We start from the raw sequence: 20874 nt of genomic DNA, 5'->3' as shown, positions 1-20874 counted from the left end.
GTACTGACATTTTTTGCAAATAAACCACCTTGTTTAATTGGTATTGAGTCTTGCGGTGGTAGTCAATATTGGGCACTAGAATTACGGAAGCTTGGTCATGATGTGCGGCTGATGAATGCTAAATATGTTATCCCTTATCGTCGTAAAGGTAAGAATGATCTAAACGATGCTGAAGCTATTTGTGAGGCTGTCACTAGACCATCAATGAGTTTTGTTGCAGTAAAAACAGAGCAGCAGCAATCGGTATTAATGATGCATCGGTTGCGACAACAATGTTTGTCGCATCGGAAATCATTGATTAACCAAGTACATGGGTATTTATTAGAGTTTGGTGTATCGCTGCCGAAAGGCGCAAAGGCCATTCACAAAAACCTAGCGGCGATATTTGAAAAGAATGACTTTGAGCCGTTAGTGGTTGAAATGTTGCATGAGTTATTGGCGGCCATTGCGCGTGAAGAGGAGCGTGAAACATACTTCAACAAACGCATTGAAGAATGGGTCAAACAAGACGAGCAAGCGAAGGCGTTGTTGGGGTTAGATGGCATTGGTCCACTGAGTGCTTCGGCCATTGTCGCCACGGCCGGAGATGCCGCCGCATTTAAAAACGGAAGGCAGTTTGCAGCCTGGCTAGGCTTAGTGCCTAGGCAATATTCCAGTGGCGGTAAAAGCAAATTAGGGCGTATTACCAAAGCAGGTGACCAATACTTACGCACCTTACTCATTCAGTGTTCCAGATCGGTCTTACTGATGGCTAATCGAGGGCGAGGAAAACAGTGTGACTGGATTAATGAATTAAGAAAACGTCGACCCGACAATGTAGTTGCTGTTGCGATGGCAGCGAAACAAGCCAGGATGGCGTGGGCGATTATGGCCGGTAAGGTATTTGTTTGATACCGGTTAGGATTAGAAAAAAATAAGAAGTTAATATAAAGAGGATCTCCAACGATTTTGCGCACGATAAGATGAACGTCAGCCAGACTGACTGCGCTAGACCCTGATAACAGTTTTGGCATTGAAGTGTCGTAGGAATAATGAGGGCAGTGCAGGCAAATACCATCTTGGTCGCTCTTAAGAGTGAAACCGAATAGATAAATGCAGTCACAAGGCGTTACAATTATTGGGTGGCAAAACGGAGAGAGTCCATAGATAAACTGTTATGCATCTATTAGGGAATTTTAACATGGAGCAAGTTAGCGTAATTAATACAATCACAGTGCCAAGCGGAATGGAGGGTATTGCCGAGAGTGTAAGAAACGAGTACGTTGACTACTTTAGTGAGCAGGAAGGATTTGTTAGTTCCACATTCTTTAAATCGATAAACAGAGAGGATGATGGCGCGGTCAAATACATCAATACTGTTGTTTGGGAGTCATACGAACATTTCGAAAAGATTGTAAATGTTGGTTTTGAGAATGCCGAGGGTTCTAACGAAGATGGGCTTAAAGTGTTAGGTAGGGGGTTCCCTGAGCCAATTAAAGTTTCTCCCGGTCAATACATCATTGTTAGCCAACGAAATGCATAACAAGTTTATCAACCAACGCCACTACGTGGCTGGACAGTCAAAGCGCTGCTTCTTTTGTGCATTTGCTTCGCAAATTATCGCACAAAACAATCATCACTTTGCCTGCCGGTTATAAAAGCGTTCAGGCAGTAGAAAAACCTACAAATCCCCTTTATTTGGTTTAAAATGGCGTAACTCAAACGGAGTTTGTTTTATGCCAAAATTCATTCCTAATGATTTCAATCAAAGTTCCATAGTCGTGATTAATTATCGCGATCAATTACAGTCTGGAACCTTTGAACACGCTATCCATTATCTAATTCACAGCAAGCTCGATCTCACTATTTTTGACGACTTGTACTCGAATGATGATGGTGGTTGCCCAGCTTATGACCCTGCCATACTGTTATCTATAATCCTGTTTGCGTATTCAAAAGGCATAACTTCTTCTCGCGAAATTCAGTGGTGTTGTGAGACCAACATAATCTTTAAGGCGCTTTCATGCGACACAGTTCCTCACTTTACGACCATTGCTGCTTTTGTCAGTCGATACCCCAAAAAGATTACTGACCTATTTGAACAATTATTGTTGATCTGCCATGAAGAAGGCTTATTGGGCAATGAGTTATTTGCGATAGATGGGTGCAAAATGCGTTCTGATGCCGCGAAAGAATGGAGCGGTAAGTTTAGCGAACTAGAGAAAAAGCGAGCCAAACTCAAGCGACAAATAAAGTATCATCTCAAAGAACATAAGAAACACGATAAGCAAAACACAGAAGCCAGTGAGCATCGTAAACAACGCACTGAGCAAACCATAAGCACACTAGAAAAAAACTTTGAAAAGATAGATCAGTTCCTAAAGACGAACAGCCCAAGGCAGGGCCAGGGGAAACAGAAAAAGGAAGTTAAGAGTAATATCACCGATAATGAATCGGCCAAGATGACCACAAGCAAAGGCACCATCCAAGGCTACAACGGTGTTGCAACGGTTGATAAGAAACGCCAAATAATCATTGATGGCACCGCGTTCGGTGCAGGTCAGGAACACCATACCCTAACCCCAGTTATGGAAACCGTTCTACAGCGATATCGCCGACTTGGTATATCCGATGATATTTATGCAGAACAAGTGATTGTCACCGCAGACACTGGCTTCGCCAACGAAGCCAACATGAAGATGTTACATACGCACGATATAAATGCTTACATTCCAGATAATAAGTTCAGAGGCCGTGACCCTAAGCTCCAAGGTCAAAAGATAACTTACGGAAAGCGAAAGGCAGATTTATCAAAAAAGAAACGCGCGCATCTAATCCCTGCGACTGAATTTATCTTTGACCCAAAAACCAAAACCTGTATTTGCCCCGAAGGCAATCAGATTAGCAATCGAGGTGAACGAACAACCGACACCGGTCTAAAGAAAATCTACTTTGAGGGCCGACTAAGCCAATGTAAAAACTGCGCAATAAAATCGAAATGCATGCAAAACCCCAGTGCGGCCGATCATCGAAAGGGTGCCGGTAGGCAAGTCAGCTTTATCATTGCTAAAAGCTCCCAATCACCCTTTACCGAATGGATGAAAGGGCGGGTTGATAGCCAAGAAGTCAAACAAATATACAGTCACAGAATGTCAGTGGTCGAGCCAGTGTTCGGTAACATTGGCACGAATAAAGGACTCAATCGCTTTAGCTTACGAGGCCAAGATAAAGTAGATGGTCAATGGAAGCTCTATTGCATCATCCATAATATAGAAAAATGGTTCAAATATGGCGCATTAGCGGCTTAACGAGTCGCATAAGGCGGCATCAAACCGAGCTTAAACGAGCAAAACAGCCACATCAGAGTGGGCTTTCCCGCCATTCGACAAGAAATCTAACTTCAACGACAAAAAAAACTAAATGACCAGTTGAAAAAGTATCATAATCTGGCAAATTGGTAGGCAATAAAATAATTGAGACGCTTGTGGGTTGTGCTCGTTTGAATACGGTTAATCTACAGGCTCGTTAGGCAACACACATAGTTTGGAGTAAATTTGAACATAATCTTTACCAATATTAAATGGATCATGGTTGTTGCAGGCGTCCTCACTTGTTCTATGATATTTGCAGTTTTAGCTCCTCAAGCGGTCTTAATAAGTATGTTTGGTGAAACTCTTACCGAACCACTGGCAGAGGTAGTTGTAAGGAGTTGGGGCTTTCTAATTTTTTTAATGGGGGCGCTATTAATTTATGGTGCATTTAGACCTGCATATAGAAATTTATCATTAGTTATTGTAAGCCTCAGTAAAATTGCATTTATTTCAATAATATTAATTTTTGGCGTCCAGTATATTGAAAAAACTGCGGTAACATTAATCTTGGATTCAATTCTAATTTCACTATTCGCATTATATTTAATTAGGGCGAAAAATGTTAATTATTAAACCATTCAAAAGGACAAAAACAGCTTGGTGTCCTTTGTTCTTCAGACAATATAGCAAGCTTTTTTTTGCCTCTTGATGGGGTGTTCAGGGTGTAGAATAGCTTAAGTTTCAGAACACAATCTGTGAGGAGAGTGCTCTGAAATGAATTTCAGAAAAGAAAACGAGCTATTTTTGTATATATCACCTATTTGGGGTGCAAAAATTAGCCACAATTAGTGAGTTTAAAATGAGCGAGGTTTTACTACAGCCTCGTTAGGTTTTAGAGGTGAGAATGAGTTGTACTATAAAACAATTATTCATGGGCTACCTATTGCAGTTAGAAAGTATAATTGAAAAAGTACCTCCAGAGCTATTCTCAAAGTCTTTAGCTGATAATATGTTTTCTCTTGAAATGAACGCAAAAATTGCAGCAAATTTTGTTTTAAGGGGGTATTGCCCGCTGCTAGAGGAAGAAGCTATTTCATTGATGTCTGATGAGATGGGGAAAACAGCAGTCGTTCGCCAAATAATAGAAACAAAAAAACTGTTAAATAAGCTTCCAGAAATTAGTTCACTTGATGATAACAAGGTATTGACTGATAAAGCGGGTTTTTCTGAGATAAAGTTGTGTCAGTCAAATTTTATTTATCAATACATAGTTCCTAATTACTTCTTTCATATGGGTATGGTTTACGCTATAGCCAAAAGTAATGGTGTAACAGTGAGTAAGGGGGATTTTGATGGGCTTCATTCTTACCCAATAGGTTTCAACCTTGTGGCAAAGCCCTAACAAAATTATTAAATTCGCTTCCTTCGGTCGCCCAGCGTGCTCTAACTCGCGCGGTTAATGGTGGCGTTTGTAATTAAAGGAATATGATTTAGTGATAACAATACGAGAATTAGCTAATGCTGATATCAGTGCTGTTAAAAAACTGGCTGTAAACTCAGAACAAGTAAAATTTGTTGGAACTATCGAAGAGCTTTTATCCGAGAAGGTAAGTGGCTGGAATTACCACGTCATAATTTTTAACGAGCAGATAGTAGGATTTCTTAACATTGATACAGAATATTCTGATCGCTACCCATTTACCATACGAGATGAACTAGGCTTAAGAGCATTCTTCGTTAATTCTGAAAATCAAGGAAAGGGGTATGGTAAAGCTGCTGTTGCAGCGCTTCAAAGCTTTTTAAAAGAAGTATACCCGGAAAGAAAATCAATTGCTTTGACGGTGAACTGTAAAAACTCAGGCGCTTATAAGTGTTATTTGAGTGGCGGTTTTAAAGATAGTGGTGAACTCTATGATGGCGGTAAAGCAGGTCCTCAACACATTATGAGAATGGAGCTAGGCTCTACTTAAAATCGACGGTAATTAAAAACAAGCCTTACCCTACACAGTCATAGCGCGCAATAATACAAGGATAGTTTCGTGGAAATAAAAGAAGTAAGCACGACCTCAGGGTTAGTTGACGAATTACATTTACTGTTAATCGATTGTATTGACAGTGGAGCCTCTGTCGGGTTCTTAAAACCTGTCGACGCAGAAGAAGTAAAATCGTATTGGTCGTCTGTAGAGTCAGGTCTAGTTTCGGGTTTGAGAAAGTTATTTCTGGCTTATGACGGCGATAGTATAATAGGTGCAGTTCAGTTATCACTTTGCTCCAAACCTAATGGTTCGCATCGGGGTGAAGTTGAAAAACTCATGGTTCATACCGGTGCTAGAGGAAAAGGCGTTAGTAAAAAGCTAATGTCACTTATGGAAAAAGTGGCAGATGAGATCGGTTTGTCATTGCTTGTACTCGATACGCGTGTAGGTGATGTTGCTTCATCTCTATACCGTAAAATAGGCTACACCGAGGCGGGTCAAATTCCTCAGTTTGCCCGCAGCTCTACCGGTGAACTTGAAGGCACCTTATACTTTTTCAAAATATTGTAACTTCACTTGTTGCTCAAACGGGCGCCTACAGTTCGATGGGTAGCACTTGACAAATATTGTATTTAGCCGCTAAGCAAAGCAGTGATGCCCCTTATATGGAAGTTCAGTTTATCCAAAGCAGACATTTTCAAACAACTGTTTGAATGTTGCAGCCGCTTTCGATACAGTGTAGTGAATCGCCTTTATAAACCTATTCGTTTTTATGAAATCACTAATTCACTTCGCACACGCTAACGGTATCCCTTCTGCCAGCTATCAAACTATGTTTGATGAGTTAGGCAAAAACTATCGGCTTTGTCAGTTACCCTTATTCAGCCATCATGATGATTATCCCGTCACCGATAACTGGCCACAGCTTAAAAAACAGTTGATAGACAGTATTGAGCGGCAAGCCAGCGAGCCAATTATTGGTGTTGGGCATTCATTGGGTGGAGCCTTAAACTTAATGGCCTCGATTGAACGGCCAGACTTATTCAAAGCGGTGGTTATGCTTGATGTTCCTTCACTTAGCCGTTTTGAATCTATCATGGTGCGTGCCGCCAAACGTATTGGTCAAATGGATAGAATCACCCCAGCAGGCCGTACTAAACATCGCCGCACTCAATGGCCAGATAGAGAGCGCGCCGTTGCTTATTTTAAGTCTCGCAAGATGTTCGCCAACTTTCATCCGCAATGCCTAGAAGACTATATAGACTCAGCATTGCGTGAAACGGCCAGCGGCGAGCTAGAGTTGGGTTATGAACTCGATATTGAGTTAGCGATTTACCGAACCGTGCCGCACAACTTAGCCGCGAGCCGTAAGCAAATTAAAGTACCGACGGGTGTCCTTGTGGGTAACTCCACTAATACCGTGACCGATAATCAATACCAGCGTATGACCAAAAAAGTAGGGCTGAGAGGCCAAAAGGTAGACGGTACACACATGTTTCCATTGGAGTACCCAGTAGATACCGCCAACAGTATCCACAAGTTGCTGCTAGAAATGGGCATTGAATGAACACATTCTCATTGTTAAATGGGCGAGTGCAGGGCGTTAAGTTCGGTCAAGGCCGCAAAGTACTGGCCTTTCATGGCCTGCTAGATAATGCGATGTCTTTTGCGGCGCTTAGTGAGTATTGTCCAGAGCTAGAAATTTGGGCAATTGACTTGCCCGGGCATGGTCTATCTGCTGCCTTACCTTACAACAATGGCACCTTTTTACCCGCTAACCTAATCGCCTTAGGCGACATTATCGATGAATTAGCTTGGGAAGAGGTGATTATAATCGGTCACTCCCTTGGCGGTATAATGGCCACATTATTAGCGGCGGTCGATGAACGAATAAAGGCTGTATTTAGCATTGATGCGTTAGGACCATTGTCGGCAGACGCCGAAGAAAACTTCAGGCGCTATCAACGTGTATACACCCAACGCCACAAACCTATACCCACCAAGACTTATCCTAAATACGAAGCCATTTGGAAGTCTCGCCTAAAAGGTCCGTTTCCTCTTTCGGAGCAGGCCGCACAAACCATGTCTAAGCGTGCAGTAGGTATGACTGATACCGGCTGGTACCACCGATACGACCGGCAATTGCGGCAAGAAAGTTTATGGCGGTTAAATGAAGCGGAAGTATTGTATTGGCTAAGCCAAGTAAAATGCCCGCTTTACGTCTACTTAACGGGTGCTCAAAATTGGCCAGGTTATGCGGGTGATTTTAAGCAAAGAGAGCAGGCAGTGCCTCAACTAGATATAGAAAAACATAAAGGTTCACACCATGTGCATATGGAAGAGCCGGAGGTAATCGCGGCGTGGTTGAAAATGAAATTATAGCTTTCATTTTTTAAGCTGTTTAACTGCGGCAATGCTCGTTATAATCGACTCACTTTCAAAAATGATCGAGTATTATGCAGAACCCATCCATTTCGTTTCCACATATTGATCAAACCGGTGCCTTGAAAACTTTAGGCGACTGGGTTCGCTTTTGCGCTAGCCAAATGGAGCATCAAGGCTGTTTTTACGGTCATGGCTTTTTAACGCCGTGGGATGAAGCCCGCTTTTTAGTGTTACGCACCATGAAGCTCGATTGGGATGTACCCGAAGCTGCTTTAGCGGCGACGGTGCTCAGCGTTGAAGTTGACGCCTTATATCAAGCCGTTCAATCGCGCTGTGTCTCTAAAATACCGACGGCTTATTTGTTGGAAGAAGCTTGGTTTATGGGCGAGCCGTTCAAGGTAACGCCACAGGTATTAATTCCTCGCTCACCCATTGCAGAGCTAGTAGCTGCACGTTTTGCACCTTGGTTAATGCATGAGCCAGCGAATATACTCGATTTATGTACTGGTTCAGGATGTTTGGGTGTCGCCATGGCGCGGGTGTTTCCAACCACCGCGATTGATGTCTCAGACCTCAGCCATGAAGCCTTAAGCATTGCCACAGAAAATATCTCCGACAAAGAGCTAGGTATGCAAATTCAGGTCTATCAAGGTGATTTGTTTGCTGGACTCGATGAGAAAAAGTACGATCTTATCGTGTCTAACCCACCGTATGTTGATCAAGATGATATTGACGATATGCCTGAAGAGTTTCATCACGAGCCACGCATGGGCTTAGCTGCTGGTAAAGATGGCTTAGATTTAGTCCATAAAATGATGGCCCAAGCCGCTAGCTTTTTAACCGACGGTGGTTGGTTAGTGTGCGAAGTCGGCAACAGCGCCGTCGCGATGATGGATGCATACCCGCAACTTGAAATGATATGGCCAGAGTTTGAGCACGGTGGCCATGGTGTGTTTATCGTCAGCGCCGTTGAACTTCAAAAACTACAGAATTAACGAATAGAGCTAACAATTATGTCAGGTAACAGTTTTGGACGGTTATTTACCGTCACCACCTTTGGAGAAAGCCACGGTAAAGCCCTTGGCGCTATTGTTGATGGTTGCCCTCCAGGTATAGAGATCAGTGAAGCCGATATCCAAGGTGATCTTGATCGCCGTAAACCCGGTACCAGCAAGCACACAACGCAACGCCGTGAAGCCGATGAAGTGAAGATACTCTCGGGCGTGTTCGAAGGTAAAACCACGGGTACGCCCATTGGTTTATTGATTGAAAACACAGATCAGCGCAGCAAAGATTATTCAAACATTGCCGATACTTACCGTCCGGCACACGCCGATTATGCCTACGATCAAAAGTTTGGCTTCCGTGATTATCGGGGTGGTGGGCGCAGTTCTGCCCGTGAAACAGCCATGCGTGTAGCAGCAGGTGCGATTGCTAAAAAGTACTTAAAGCAGCAGTTTGGTATCGACATTAAAGGTTACCTAAGTCAGCTTGGGCCTATTGAAATGGCGCTTAAAGATTGGTCGTTAGTTGAAACCAATCCATTTTTCTGTGGCGATGCAGACAAGCTTGAAGAGCTTGATGCGTACATGACCGCGCTGCGTAAAAAAGAAGATTCTATTGGCGCGAAAGTGTCCGTAGTGGCCACTGGTTTACCGCCAGGGTGGGGTGAACCCATTTTTGATCGGCTCGATGCCGAAATTGCCCACGCCATGATGAGCATTAATGCCGTGAAAGGCGTTGAAATTGGTGATGGCTTTGCGGTGGTGAATCAACTGGGAACAGAGCACCGTGATGAAATGTCGCCAGAAGGATTTTTATCGAATCATGCCGGTGGCATTGTGGGCGGCATTAGTACTGGCCAAGATATTTTAGTGAGCATGGCGTTAAAGCCAACCTCGTCAATTACCACCCCGGGTAAAAGCATTAACCGCAAAGGTGAGGCCATGGAAGTGGTGACCAAAGGTCGACACGACCCTTGCGTAGGTATCCGCGCAGTGCCCATTGCCGAAGCTATGTTGGCGTTAGTGTTAATTGACCATTGTATGCGTCATCGAGCGCAAAACGCTGACGTTGTACCGCCTATTCCTCCTATTCCAAGCCAAGCTTAAAGGACATTGACATGAACATTAGTAAAGATACCGTTGTTGAAATGCACTACACTTTAAGTGAAGCGGGCAATCAAATTGAAAGCAGTTTTGATACCGATCCATTAGTTTACTTGCATGGCCATAAAGGCATGTTAGAAGGTGTCGAAGATGCCCTAGTCGGCAAAGAAGCAGGCGATAAAGTCGATGTAACGCTTAGCCCATTGCAGGCTTATGGCGAAATAAAAGAAGACGCTAAGCAGCGTATTCCGATTAAACATCTTCAAGGGGCAAAAAAATGGAAGCCGGGTATGACTGCGATTATTGAAACCAATCAAGGTCGTAAGCAGGTTACTATTCTTAAAGTAGGTAAGTTCAACGCCGATTGTGATCTAAACCATCCATTGGCGGGCAAAACACTCGACTTCTCAATAGAAGTCCTCGATGTTCGAGCCGCCAGTCCTGAAGAAGTGGCTCATGGGCATGTACACGGTAAAGGTGGTCACCACCACTAGGCGCACACTATGGATTACGAATACCATTATAATGAGCAAAACAAACCCGTCGCAGAATTTTCGATGGGTCACGAAGCCATTGGCCGTTGGATAACCGATGAGTTAGGCGACAGCATCGCCAAAATTCAAGAGTTACTGAGTGTGATCGAATCAATAGAAAACACCCAGCTCGCCCAAAAAACGATATTCGGCCGTGAACTCACGCTATCGCTCAGCCAAGAAGACGTAGAAGTCACCGCGTCCTATGACAGCGACGAAGAGCTACCCGAAGATACCAGCCTATCAGAAGACGATTCCACCGCCAGCTGCGGCCTGCCAGATTTTAAGCAAGCCGTCGAAGAGTGGTTAGAGTTTCATCGAGACTAGGTTGCCCTTAGGCAACCTAGAGCTGTAAGCTTCAAGCTATCAGCTGCCAGCAAAGGTTAAAATAATCGCGTCTACGCAAGCTCCGAGCGCTCCTACAAATTCAATCAGTTCCAGGCATAGCCTGAATTTTTTGCTTTTCACTCGCAGCTTGCAGCTCAAAACTTGCAGCTTCTCTCAATTCCCCTTCAGTTTCTCTCTTCCTCGCCGCTACAGGTGAGTAGTGCTATTCTATTTTTTAAGCGAACCAGTTAAGGGTTGTGCATGTTTTTTCGAAATCATTTAAAACGGTCTCACCAATTTATTGGGCTTTTTGTCTTGTTGGCGGCTTGGCTGCTGCCTTTGCAGGCGCAAGCCGATGTTCGAATTTTGCTCGATGTGTCTCGGAGTATGGCCCAGAGTGACCCTGAGAATCGCCGGATTGATGCGATTAGTCAGCTAATTGAGGCGTTACCGAGCGGTGAAAAAGCGGGTATTTGGACCTTTGGACAGTACGTAAATATGGTGGTTCCGCATCGTGATGTTAATGCGCAGTGGAAACGTGATGCCTTGGCGGCGATGAGTACGCTAAATGCACCGGCTGTTCGCACCAACATTGGCGGTGCGTTAGAAAAATCTTCTTACGACTTTGGCTATTCGACTTATACCGGGCCTGTGCATTTTATTTTAATTACCGATGGTCGTGTTGATATAGCGCCTAACCAAGAGGTGAATGGCGTTGAGCGTACGAGGTTAATTGACTGGGTTGTGCCTAATTTCATTGCCGCAAATGCGGTTATTCACACCATTGGTATTTCTGAGAACGCTGATAGTTCGTTATTGAAGCAGTTGTCTGATCAATCCGGTGGGCAGCACCATTCGTTGAATACCACTCAAAACTTAGCCAACTCTTTATTCAGTGTAATGGCCGAAGCAGCCCCGACGAATCAAATACCGATGGTCAACAAAGGTTTTAGTGTTGATTCAGGTATTCGTGAGGTAACCGTGCTCATGCGTCATAATACGGGCGCAGTGAGCTTAGTGTCACCTTCAGGGGTAGAAACTTCCGCCGTTGCACCTGCAGATCAACGTTGGCGTGTTGGACCCGGATATACGCAGGTGTCCATGGAATCGCCCATGTCAGGCCGTTGGCAAGTTAAAGGTTCTATTGCCGATGACTCAGAGATACGAGTGTTATCCGACATTAGCATTGAATGGCTTAAACCTAGCCAATCTTCGGTTGCGCAAGGCAGTACCGTCGTTTTAGAAGCGGAGATTGTGGGTCCTGAAGGGCAACGTATTGATGACGATGTGAGTCGATTAATGGAGGTTGATCTTAAAGTGAATCAGTTGCCAGTAAGCGCAAACATTCAAAATGGCGTGATTCGCGCTCAAATACAGCCTATGCAAAATCATCGCCCTGTAGAAATTGAATTGATCTTAGATGGCGGCACTTTTAGCCGCATGATGTATCGCCAGCTACGATACGTGGCCCCTTTTACATCGGAAGTGTTACTAACCAAAACCCATTACGAGTGGCGCTTGTATCCGAATCAACGTTTAAATCGAGTTGAATCCGTTCAAGCCATGGTTGAAGCTCAAAGTGAGCAAAATAATATTTCTGGTCAATTCGTTGAAGCCGAAGGCGGTTACTACGTTTGGCAGCTGCCATTTGATGCGCAAATAGGCGAATACACCGCCACGCTTGAAGGCAAGTTATTGACCAGCGACGGTGAAGTTATGTTGCCAACACAAAGCATCCAATTAATGATTCCGCCAATGGCATCGGGTGAGTTTTTAATGACGCCAGAGTGGGCTGAGCAGCAAGCCGCAGCGGTACAGGAAGAAGTTCCTGTTGAGCCGGTAGAGCCAATTATCGAAGAAGTTCCGGTTGTTGAACTCAGTCCAGATGCACAATGGGAAGACGAAGCCATGGAAGAAGAGGGCGAATCAAATATGCTTTTGTATGCACTGCTGTCTATACCGGGCTTATTGATACTGGTGATTGCCTATTTGTTTTATCGTCGATTAGAGTCCAAAGCGCGTACTTCTGCCTCAGAAGATGAACTGTTATTGGGCGATGATGATTTCGCTGATTTAGATTCCGCTGGCAATGACTCAGATCTAGATTTGAGCATTTCTGATGATGATAACGATGAATTCATTGATGCACCGGTCATGAATGACATTGTTGAAGATGAAGACGATGAAGATTTACCAACCCCAGAAGCAACAGAAGCGCCTAAGGCCAACATGGAAGACATGCTCGATGATGCTGCCGAACAACAAGTCCCAGATGAATTAGAGTCGCTCGAAGAGGGTGAAGATGACGATTTGTTTGATATCAGTTCGATAGACGATGATCTAGCTGATTTAGATCTGTCGCTAGATGGTGACGACCCTTTTGCAGAGGAAGACGAAGATAAGCCATAAACTCAGATGGACATAGATTAAAACCGCGAAAAAGGGTAATTTACTCAGCCGGCTTTTCTGAGTTTAAGGCAGTTTATGTGTGAGTTATTGGCGATGAGTGCAAATGTGCCCACCGACATCGTCTTCAGTTTTACAGGCTTAATCCGTCGTGGCGGAGAAACCGGTCCTCATTCAGACGGATTTGGTATTTGCTTCTATGAGCACGGCGGTGTTCGAGAGTTTAAAGACTATTTACCATCGGCAGAATCAAAAATCGCCCAGTTTTTAACCAGCTATCCAATAAAGAGTAAAGTGGTCATTAGCCACATTCGGCAAGCGAATGTCGGTCAAGTTAGCTTGCAAAATACGCATCCATTTCAGCGCGAACTGTGGGGCAAACCATGGACCTACGCGCATAATGGCCAAATGCCCATAAATGCTATTCCCGCCCCTTCAGCCTTTCAACCCATAGGCCAAACCGACAGTGAAAAGCTCTTTTGCTGGCTGTTAAGTGCATTGCGTGAACAAGCCGGCGTAAACAGCTCTGTTGAGCAAATTGCGGGTTTGTTAATGGCGATGTGTGGCAAAATTAACCAAGCGGGGGTGAGTAATGTTCTGTTATCTGATGGTGAATACCTGTACGTGTTTTGCTCTACTAAGCTAAACTGGATAACGCGTCGTTCACCTTTTGGTGAGGCGCATTTATGCGATGACGATGTTAAGGTAGATTTTTCGTCGGTTACCACCGAAAACGATATTGTGACCGTCATAGCAACCGCGCCCTTGACCAATAATGAAACCTGGAATCAGATGCTTCCCGGTGAGTTTCGAGTCTTCAAGGAAGGTGAAAGTGTGTGGAGTGGTCAGACAAATTCGATAGAGCATAAGAAATCGAACAATTAACGATCAGATTACAGCCTAAATGAGCCGTTGTTTCCGTTGTTATTCACTTCAATTGTGAATATACATCACAGACTATTGAACATTAAACGACAACAGAGCACAATTTCACCCAACTTTAAAAACCAAATAATAAAAAAGACTAATTGGAGACACCATGAGCGAGATTTATCGTCACAATAATTACCCTGGGAACATGAAAGCAGAAATAAACCCAGAGTCGTACGACACCGTTGTTGATTTATTTAATGAAAAAGTTAAATCATGGGGCGATAAGCCTGCTTTTACCTGCATGGGCAAAACCATCACTTATAGCGAATTAGATGTACTATCAGGTCAGTTTGCTGCCTATTTGCAAAATAGCACTAACTTAGAGCCTGGTGATCGAATAGCGCTGCAATTACCAAACATACTGCAATTCCCAGTTGCAATTTGGGGTGCGATGCGCGCAGGCCTTGTGGTTGTTAACACCAACCCACTGTATACCGATCGTGAATTAGAGCATCAAATGAATGACTCTGGCGCTAAAGCGATTGTTGTTTACGCAGCAATGGCAGCACAAGTTCAGCGATTGCAGTCAAAAACCCCCATCGAAACTGTCATTGTGACTGAGATTGCCGATCTGCACCCGCCAATTAAGCGCGCTATTGTCAATACAGTTGTTAAGCGTGTTAAGAAAATGGTGCCTGCTTATGACGCAAGTAAAACTGTTTCTTTCCGAGATGCACTCAGCGAAGGTCGTAAATTTTCATACCGTCCAGTGAAAATTGGTCATGAAGACCCGATTATTTTGCAATACACCGGTGGTACTACCGGTGTCGCAAAAGGCGCCATGCTGACTAACCGCAACTTAATTGCCAACATGCTGCAATCTTATGAGTTCTTTCAAATTAGTTTGGTCGATGGCCAAGAAACCTTTATTACGCCATTGCCGCTCTATCACATCTATGCCTTTACCGTACATGGCATGGTCTTAATGTATACTGGTAATCACAGTATCTTAATTCCGAACCCACGTGACATTCCGGCATTTGTTAAAGAGTTAGCTGCCAATAAGTTCACTGGGTTTGTGGGTTTGAATACCCTATTTGTTGCACTATGTAATAGTGAAGACTTTAAAAAGTTAGATTTAAGCTCGTTGAAATTCACTATTTCTGGTGGCATGGCGTTAACACATGCGGCTGCAGATTTATGGGAACAAACGACAGGTTGTCCAATTTTCGAAGGCTATGGCATGACAGAGTCTTCACCGGTGATCAGCTTTAACCCACCTGGTTTCCAGCAAATAGGTAGCATCGGTATTCCAGCGCCAAGCACTGAAATTAAGATTGTTGGCGATGACGGCACTGCGCAGCCTGTTGGTGAGCGCGGTGAATTATGTGTCCGTGGCCCTCAGGTGATGAAAGGCTACTGGAATCGTCCTGCAGATACTGAGAAAACAATCGACAAAGATGGCTTCTTGTTAACCGGTGATATTGCCGTACTGCAAGAAGACGGTTATATGCGCATTGTTGACCGAAAGAAAGATATGATCGTTGTATCAGGCTTTAACGTTTATCCGAACGAAATCGAAGATGTGTTAGCAAGCCACCCAGATGTTGTTGAATGCGCTGCCATTGGTGTACCTAGCGAAAAATCAGGTGAAGCTATTAAGGTATTCGTAGTTGCTCGCAATAACGTGACAGAAGAGTCTTTAATTGCCCATTGCCGCGAAAACTTAACCGGTTATAAAGTTCCTAAATTGTTCGAATTTAGAGAAGAGCTGCCTAAAACCAACGTCGGTAAAGTACTACGTCGTGAGTTGCGCCCAAGCAGTTAATCCATAGACAAAAACGCCGCTGATGTGTTCATCGTGTCAGTGGCGTTCCATCCTACCTTCGCATCCCCTATAATTGACTGATTGTTTTATTCATCGGGTCAACATGTCAGAGTTAGAAACACATAAGCTGTATTCCATTGAGCACGTTCGAGCTTCTTTATCGACCTGTATGGCAAAAGACCGTCATGGGCTGTTGGCCAAGTGTCGAAAAATACAAACCATGCAAAAGCAGCATAAGCCAACTGACCAAGCTTTACAGCGCTTAGATCAACAATTTAGAGTGTCCAGTGAGGCCTATAAACAGCGTTTAGAGCGCTTACCTGAAATTAAGCTCGCCGATGACTTACCGGTCACTGAGCACGCCGACAAAATACGCAGTGCGATTCGAGATAACCAAGTGGTGGTGATAGCCGGCGAAACCGGCTCAGGTAAAACAACACAAATACCGAAACTCTGTATGCTTGAAGGGCGAGGTATAGCAGGGTTGATTGGTCATACCCAGCCGCGTCGATTAGCCGCACGTTCAGTCGCTAGCCGTATTGCTGAAGAGCTTAATGTAAAGCTCGGAGAGCTGGTGGGCTACCAAGTTCGTTTTACCGATGAATCAAACGACCAAACCGCCATAAAGCTGATGACCGACGGTATTCTATTAAACGAAATACAGTTCGACCCCTATTTAAGTAAATACGATACTCTGATAATTGATGAAGCCCATGAGCGCAGTCTCAATATTGACTTTCTCTTAGGCTATATCAAACGTCTATTGGTTAAGCGTAAAGACATGAAGGTGATCATCACCTCAGCCACAATTGATGTTACGCGTTTCTCTAAGCACTTTGATGATGCGCCAGTCATTGAAGTAAGTGGTCGTTCGTACCCGGTTGATGTTTTGTACCGCCCAATGAGCACCGAAGAAGACGACTACTCCGCAGATTTACCCAGTGCTATTTTAGAAGCGGTTGAAGAAATAGAGCAACTTGAAAAAAGTGGCGAGACTGCATCGCGCGGTGGTGACATCTTAGTGTTTCTACCGGGTGAGCGAGAAATTCGAGAAGCGTTTAACACGCTTAAAAAAGCGAATCTTTTTAACACAGAATTATTGCCGCTTTACGCTCGACTTAGCGCCAGTGAGCAAATGCGGATTTTTTCAAACCACAGTGGCCGTCGTATTGTGCTTTCGACCAACGTAGCCGAAACATCATTAACGGTACCGGGCATTCATTACGTGATCGATTCTGGTTTGGCGAGAATGAGCCGTTACAGTTACCGATCCAAAATACAGCGCTTACCCATCGAAGGTATTTCGCAAGCTTCGGCGAACCAGCGCGCAGGGCGTTGTGGTCGTATTGCGCCTGGTTTGTGCGTGCGTTTATACAGTGAAGAAGATTACCAAACACGTTCAGCCTTTACCGACCCTGAAATTATGCGTACCAACTTAGCGTCGGTCATCTTGCAAATGTTGCACATGCGTTTAGGCCAAGTAGAAGACTTCCCATTTGTAGAGCCGCCAGATGCACGCATGATTCGAGACGGCTATACATTACTAAATGAATTAGCCGCAGTAAATACCAATGGCACCTTGACGAACGTCGGTAAAGAACTCGCGCGTTTACCGGTAGACCCGCGTATTGGTCGTATGGTGATTGCCGCCAACAAGCATAACTCGTTAAACGAAGTATTGATTATTGCCAGTGCGCTTTCAGTGCCAGACCCACGTGAGCGCCCGCAAGACAAGCAACAGGCCGCAACCGAAAAACACGCACAAGATAAGGACCCAGATTCAGATTTTATCGCCTTTGTTAATTTGTGGAATCGCTATGAAGAGCAGCGCCAAGAACTATCGCAAAACCATTTAAGAAAGTATTGTAAAACGCAGTTTCTAAACTATTTACGCATGCGTGAATGGCGCGATATTCATCGCCAGTTATTCTTAATGTGCAAAGAATTAGGCTTTAAGGTAAATCAAAATCCGGCAGGCTATGAAAATATTCATAAGGGCTTGCTAACCGGTTTGTTAAGCCAAATAGCCACCTATAAAGAAGAAAAAACCTATTCTGCGGCACGCGGAAGACAGTGTGTAATACACCCCTCATCGGTGCATCGTCGGCGTGGACCAAAGTGGTTTGTCGCGGCTGAACTGGTAGAAACCACGCAAGTATTTGCTCGTACGGTGGCAAAAATAGAACCACGCTGGGTTGAACCTTTAGCCTCGCATTTGGTTAAACGAAATTATTCTGAACCGCATTATGAGAAGAAGCAGGGTCAAGTAAGCGCGAAAGAAACTGTATTACTTTATGGCTTGCCGATTGTCGCTTCACGTTCTGTTCATTACGGTCGAATAGACCCAGTATTATCGCGCGAAATATTTATCAGAAGTGCGTTAGTTGAGGGCGAGCTAGTTACTAAGGCTGCGTTTTTTAAACACAATCAACGCTTACTTAACGACGTGTTAGACCTAGAAGATAAAGCACGACGAAAAGATATACTGGTTGATGAAGAAACCTTGTTTCAGTTTTACGATGAGAAAATACCTGACGATATTGTCAACAATGCCGGTTTTCATGCTTGGCTGAAGAAAGAACCAAAAGATTCATTAAACTTTGATCCAACGTTACTAATTTCTGATAAAGCATCAAACGTCAGTGATCAAGAGTTCCCAGATTCATTAAGTATGAATGGTATGGTGTTACCACTCGATTATCGTTTCGAGCCTGGCCACGAACATGATGGCGTAACGCTTAAAGTGCCCGCAGCCGCATTAGCGCAGTTATCAAAGCCCCAATTGAGTTGGTTAGTCCCCGGCTTATTGCGGGAAAAAATCACTGCATTGTTGAAAGGCTTACCGAAGTCGTATCGACGTAACTTTGTTCCGGTGCCAAATTATGTCGAAGCATTAATGCAGTCTATTGAGCCATCCGATGCGCCCATTCATAAAGTTGTGGCAGAACGCCTATTCCGAATGACGGGTGTGCGTGTTCCTGAAGATCAGTGGCCGGAAGAAACCTTAACTGAGCACTTACGTTTTCGCTATGAAGTGGTTGATGATAATGGCAAGGTTGTCGCAGCCGGCAGAGACGTTGACGAGCTAATTAAACCGGCAAACGACGCCGCACAAAACCAAACTGCGCAGCCCAAAAAAGCAGCCGAAAAAATCATCAACGATACAGAATGGGTGTTTGATGATTTACCAGAGTTTGAACACCATATTCAAGCGGGTATTAAAATTCAGATGTACCCAGCGCTGGTCGATAAGTTGAATTCGGTGAGTCGTGAACGTTTTACCAGTGCGACTTGGTCAACACATCAACATCAGCTAGGGTTATGGCGGTTAGCATTTTTTGCATACAAAGAGCAGCTAGCCTATTTAGCGAAGAAGTTTCCAAAATTTAAAGAGTCGGCTCTGTTGTTTGCGCCTTTTGGAAAAGCGGATGCACTTAAGCAAGATATGTTGATGGGGGCTGTTCAGGCAACTCTAGCTGATGATTCATCATTGCCACGTAGTAAGGCAGATTTTTTGACATGGATCGAAGCAGGGCGATCACAGATCATTGAGCAAGGTGAACAATTAGCCTTGCAAGTACATGAACAATTATTAGAGCATCATAAAGTTAGAAAACAACTGAAAGGTAAAATGTCATTTACAACCGCCTTTATGTTTACTGACGTTAAAAGCCAGCTCGACCATTTAATATACCCTGGTTACATCAGTCAAACAGAGCGCAGCGTATTTAGTCAGTTATTGCGATACTTGCAAGGCGCGCAAGTGAGGCTTAATCGCTCTTCTGGAGTGCCCGCTTCTGAAAATATGATAGTGGACGAATTAAACGAATTCTGGCAACGTTTCAGCAGTAAAAACAAAACCAGTCTGCAAATGCAGCAATATTTACCAGAATTGATCGAATATCGCTGGATGCTCGAAGAATACCGAGTATCCTTATTTGCCCAAAAGCTGGGCACACGTTTTCCTATTTCAGCAAAACGTATGGATAAACAATGGCAAAAGGTGATTGCTCAATGACACCGACGATTCGAGAAGAACGTCTAAAAATAGCAACAGTGCATGGCGGGCAGCTGTTTCTGCGCCGCATAGAGCAGCAAGATTCATCGCGAGCGGTGGTGCTAATGCTACATGGCTTAGGTAACTCGGGTGATGTATATATTGGCGAAGGCCATGGATTAGCAAATTACTTATCAGAGCTCGGGTTTACTTGCTATGTCCCTGACCTCATCGGGCACGGGCAAAGCTGGCCTCACATTAGTCGCCATCTAGAGCACAGTGTCCACGATATCATCGAAGAAGATATTCAGAGAATTTTTGCGCATATTGAGAAGTCTCTTAATGGCCGACCTCTGTATGTTATTGGGCAAGGCTTTGGCTCAGTGATGTTGTTATCAGCATTTGCCAAACATAAATCAGTACGCGACTTAACCGAAGGCTTTGTGCACTTTAATGCGCGTCGCAGTACGAGAATTTCAGGTGCCAGTCATCGCATCAGCTCAAAGCTGGTTTGGACTCAATTAATGAGCCTACTGGGGTCTGTTCGGGGTGATGTCCCCTTGAATTGGACTCCTCATGGTATGCAAACCGAAGCCCTTAGCTGGTATCGTACGTTTTTAAATTGGTCTGAGGGTGATTGGATTGATGAAGAGGATCAATTCAATTATGCCGCCAAATTACGCGAACTCACGCTACCACCTAGCTTGTATTTAGCCTCTCGAAGCCAAGGGTATTGGTCAAATACTGCCGATGTTCGTGAATTTATGCGTGAACTAGGCACCCACAATGGCCGAATGCTTATTTTAGCCAAAGGCGATGGTAATTTACGCAACTACAACAGCCTCACCATGCTACAACACGATGATGCCTGGGTTGATCACTTCCCGGTGATACTCGATTGGCTCAATGAGCGCATACGGCAGCAAGGGCAACCTGTTTAGTCTTTATTCGCTTTTCACATCAGAGCCGCTAATCTTAGCGGCTTATCAGTCTATTCTGCTCAGCATTTACCTATCGTTGCATCCATCTTTATACCCTCAATGGCAAAATTAGCTCTCAATCTTCCATGCTCTGAATTTAAAGCTTTGAAATAGCCTCTTTGTAGATGTTATTTTTACCTTGGTAATAAGCTAAATAACCATGGTAAAAAT

The 20874-nt window shown here is 44.2% G+C and carries 18 protein-coding genes; all 18 read left to right on the top strand.

Going from position 1 to position 20874, the window contains the following annotated elements; all coding sequences use genetic code 11:
* Positions 1 to 891, top strand: an 891-nt coding sequence (locus ACI882_RS17545; RefSeq protein WP_411748577.1) for an IS110 family transposase, incomplete at its 5' end; no start/stop codon positions are given.
* A 289-nt stretch (positions 892 to 1180) separates the two neighbouring features.
* A complete protein-coding gene (locus tag ACI882_RS17540) occupies positions 1181 to 1522 on the top strand; it encodes an antibiotic biosynthesis monooxygenase family protein (RefSeq protein ID WP_411746449.1) in 342 nt (113 codons plus the stop codon).
* Between the two features lie 193 nt (positions 1523 to 1715).
* The gene (locus tag ACI882_RS17535) at positions 1716 to 3287 is read left to right on the top strand and encodes a transposase (RefSeq protein ID WP_411746448.1); all 1572 of its coding nucleotides are present in this window, start codon (positions 1716 to 1718) and stop codon (positions 3285 to 3287) included.
* Positions 3288 to 3533: 246 nt separating this feature from the next.
* Positions 3534 to 3923, top strand: a complete 390-nt coding sequence (locus ACI882_RS17530; protein WP_411746447.1) for a hypothetical protein — start codon at positions 3534 to 3536, stop codon at positions 3921 to 3923.
* Between the two features lie 271 nt (positions 3924 to 4194).
* Positions 4195 to 4692: a DUF1993 family protein gene (locus tag ACI882_RS17525; RefSeq protein WP_411746446.1), complete on the top strand. Its 498-nt coding sequence runs from the start codon at positions 4195 to 4197 to the stop codon at positions 4690 to 4692.
* Positions 4693 to 4783: 91 nt separating this feature from the next.
* Complete coding sequence (locus ACI882_RS17520) at positions 4784 to 5260, top strand: GNAT family N-acetyltransferase (protein ID WP_411744944.1); 477 nt, start codon at positions 4784 to 4786, stop codon at positions 5258 to 5260.
* Positions 5261 to 5329: 69 nt separating this feature from the next.
* A complete protein-coding gene (locus ACI882_RS17515) occupies positions 5330 to 5836 on the top strand; it encodes a GNAT family N-acetyltransferase (RefSeq protein ID WP_411744943.1) in 507 nt (168 codons plus the stop codon).
* A gap of 202 nt (positions 5837 to 6038) precedes the next feature.
* Positions 6039 to 6833, top strand: coding sequence for an alpha/beta fold hydrolase (locus tag ACI882_RS17510; protein WP_411744942.1), 795 nt, complete (start codon positions 6039 to 6041; stop codon positions 6831 to 6833).
* Entirely contained in the window at positions 6830 to 7648 is an 819-nt protein-coding gene (locus ACI882_RS17505; RefSeq protein ID WP_411744941.1) for an alpha/beta fold hydrolase, read from the top strand. The genes ACI882_RS17510 and ACI882_RS17505 overlap by 4 nt, the downstream gene beginning before the upstream one ends.
* A gap of 74 nt (positions 7649 to 7722) precedes the next feature.
* Positions 7723 to 8646 (top strand): 50S ribosomal protein L3 N(5)-glutamine methyltransferase, encoded by a 924-nt coding sequence (gene prmB, locus ACI882_RS17500; protein WP_411744940.1) that lies wholly within the window; start codon positions 7723 to 7725, stop codon positions 8644 to 8646.
* An 18-nt stretch (positions 8647 to 8664) separates the two neighbouring features.
* On the top strand, positions 8665 to 9762 hold the full coding sequence (gene aroC, locus ACI882_RS17495) for a chorismate synthase (protein ID WP_411744939.1): 1098 nt from the start codon (positions 8665 to 8667) through the stop codon (positions 9760 to 9762).
* Positions 9763 to 9773: 11 nt separating this feature from the next.
* The gene (locus ACI882_RS17490) at positions 9774 to 10253 is read left to right on the top strand and encodes an FKBP-type peptidyl-prolyl cis-trans isomerase (RefSeq protein ID WP_411744938.1); all 480 of its coding nucleotides are present in this window, start codon (positions 9774 to 9776) and stop codon (positions 10251 to 10253) included.
* 9 nt (positions 10254 to 10262) lie between these two features.
* Positions 10263 to 10619, top strand: a complete 357-nt coding sequence (locus ACI882_RS17485) for a YacL family protein (RefSeq protein WP_411744937.1) — start codon at positions 10263 to 10265, stop codon at positions 10617 to 10619.
* A 261-nt stretch (positions 10620 to 10880) separates the two neighbouring features.
* Entirely contained in the window at positions 10881 to 13028 is a 2148-nt protein-coding gene (locus ACI882_RS17480; RefSeq protein WP_411744936.1) for a vWA domain-containing protein, read from the top strand.
* Between the two features lie 75 nt (positions 13029 to 13103).
* Positions 13104 to 13910, top strand: coding sequence for a class II glutamine amidotransferase (locus tag ACI882_RS17475; RefSeq protein WP_411744935.1), 807 nt, complete (start codon positions 13104 to 13106; stop codon positions 13908 to 13910).
* A 154-nt stretch (positions 13911 to 14064) separates the two neighbouring features.
* Positions 14065 to 15726, top strand: coding sequence for an AMP-binding protein (locus tag ACI882_RS17470; protein ID WP_411744934.1), 1662 nt, complete (start codon positions 14065 to 14067; stop codon positions 15724 to 15726).
* 103 nt (positions 15727 to 15829) lie between these two features.
* On the top strand, positions 15830 to 19744 hold the full coding sequence (hrpA, locus tag ACI882_RS17465; protein WP_411746445.1) for an ATP-dependent RNA helicase HrpA: 3915 nt from the start codon (positions 15830 to 15832) through the stop codon (positions 19742 to 19744).
* Positions 19720 to 20664 carry an alpha/beta hydrolase gene (locus ACI882_RS17460; protein ID WP_411746444.1) on the top strand — a complete coding sequence of 315 codons (945 nt, stop codon included), beginning with the start codon at positions 19720 to 19722 and terminating at the stop codon, positions 20662 to 20664. The genes hrpA and ACI882_RS17460 overlap by 25 nt, the downstream gene beginning before the upstream one ends.
* Positions 20665 to 20874: the final 210 nt, after the last annotated feature.

The sequence above is a fragment of the Reinekea sp. genome, assembly GCF_046710285.1.
Classification (GTDB): domain Bacteria; phylum Pseudomonadota; class Gammaproteobacteria; order Pseudomonadales; family Natronospirillaceae; genus Reinekea.
Note: the sequence above shows the minus strand (reverse complement) of the source record. Positions and strands in the feature narration are given on the sequence as shown.

Excerpts from the sequence above, each read along its gene's own strand:
- ACI882_RS17540 (WP_411746449.1), top strand. The coding sequence starts at position 1,181 with ATGGAGCAAGTTAGCGTAATTAATACAATCACAGTGCCAAGCGGAATG.
- ACI882_RS17535 (WP_411746448.1), top strand. The coding sequence starts at position 1,716 with ATGCCAAAATTCATTCCTAATGATTTCAATCAAAGTTCCATAGTCGTG.
- ACI882_RS17525 (WP_411746446.1), top strand. The coding sequence starts at position 4,195 with ATGAGTTGTACTATAAAACAATTATTCATGGGCTACCTATTGCAGTTA.
- ACI882_RS17510 (WP_411744942.1), top strand. The coding sequence starts at position 6,039 with ATGAAATCACTAATTCACTTCGCACACGCTAACGGTATCCCTTCTGCC.
- ACI882_RS17505 (WP_411744941.1), top strand. The coding sequence starts at position 6,830 with ATGAACACATTCTCATTGTTAAATGGGCGAGTGCAGGGCGTTAAGTTC.
- prmB (WP_411744940.1), top strand. The coding sequence starts at position 7,723 with ATGCAGAACCCATCCATTTCGTTTCCACATATTGATCAAACCGGTGCC.
- aroC (WP_411744939.1), top strand. The coding sequence starts at position 8,665 with ATGTCAGGTAACAGTTTTGGACGGTTATTTACCGTCACCACCTTTGGA.
- ACI882_RS17490 (WP_411744938.1), top strand. The coding sequence starts at position 9,774 with ATGAACATTAGTAAAGATACCGTTGTTGAAATGCACTACACTTTAAGT.
- ACI882_RS17485 (WP_411744937.1), top strand. The coding sequence starts at position 10,263 with ATGGATTACGAATACCATTATAATGAGCAAAACAAACCCGTCGCAGAA.
- ACI882_RS17480 (WP_411744936.1), top strand. The coding sequence starts at position 10,881 with ATGTTTTTTCGAAATCATTTAAAACGGTCTCACCAATTTATTGGGCTT.
- ACI882_RS17475 (WP_411744935.1), top strand. The coding sequence starts at position 13,104 with ATGTGTGAGTTATTGGCGATGAGTGCAAATGTGCCCACCGACATCGTC.
- ACI882_RS17470 (WP_411744934.1), top strand. The coding sequence starts at position 14,065 with ATGAGCGAGATTTATCGTCACAATAATTACCCTGGGAACATGAAAGCA.
- hrpA (WP_411746445.1), top strand. The coding sequence starts at position 15,830 with ATGTCAGAGTTAGAAACACATAAGCTGTATTCCATTGAGCACGTTCGA.
- ACI882_RS17460 (WP_411746444.1), top strand. The coding sequence starts at position 19,720 with ATGGCAAAAGGTGATTGCTCAATGACACCGACGATTCGAGAAGAACGT.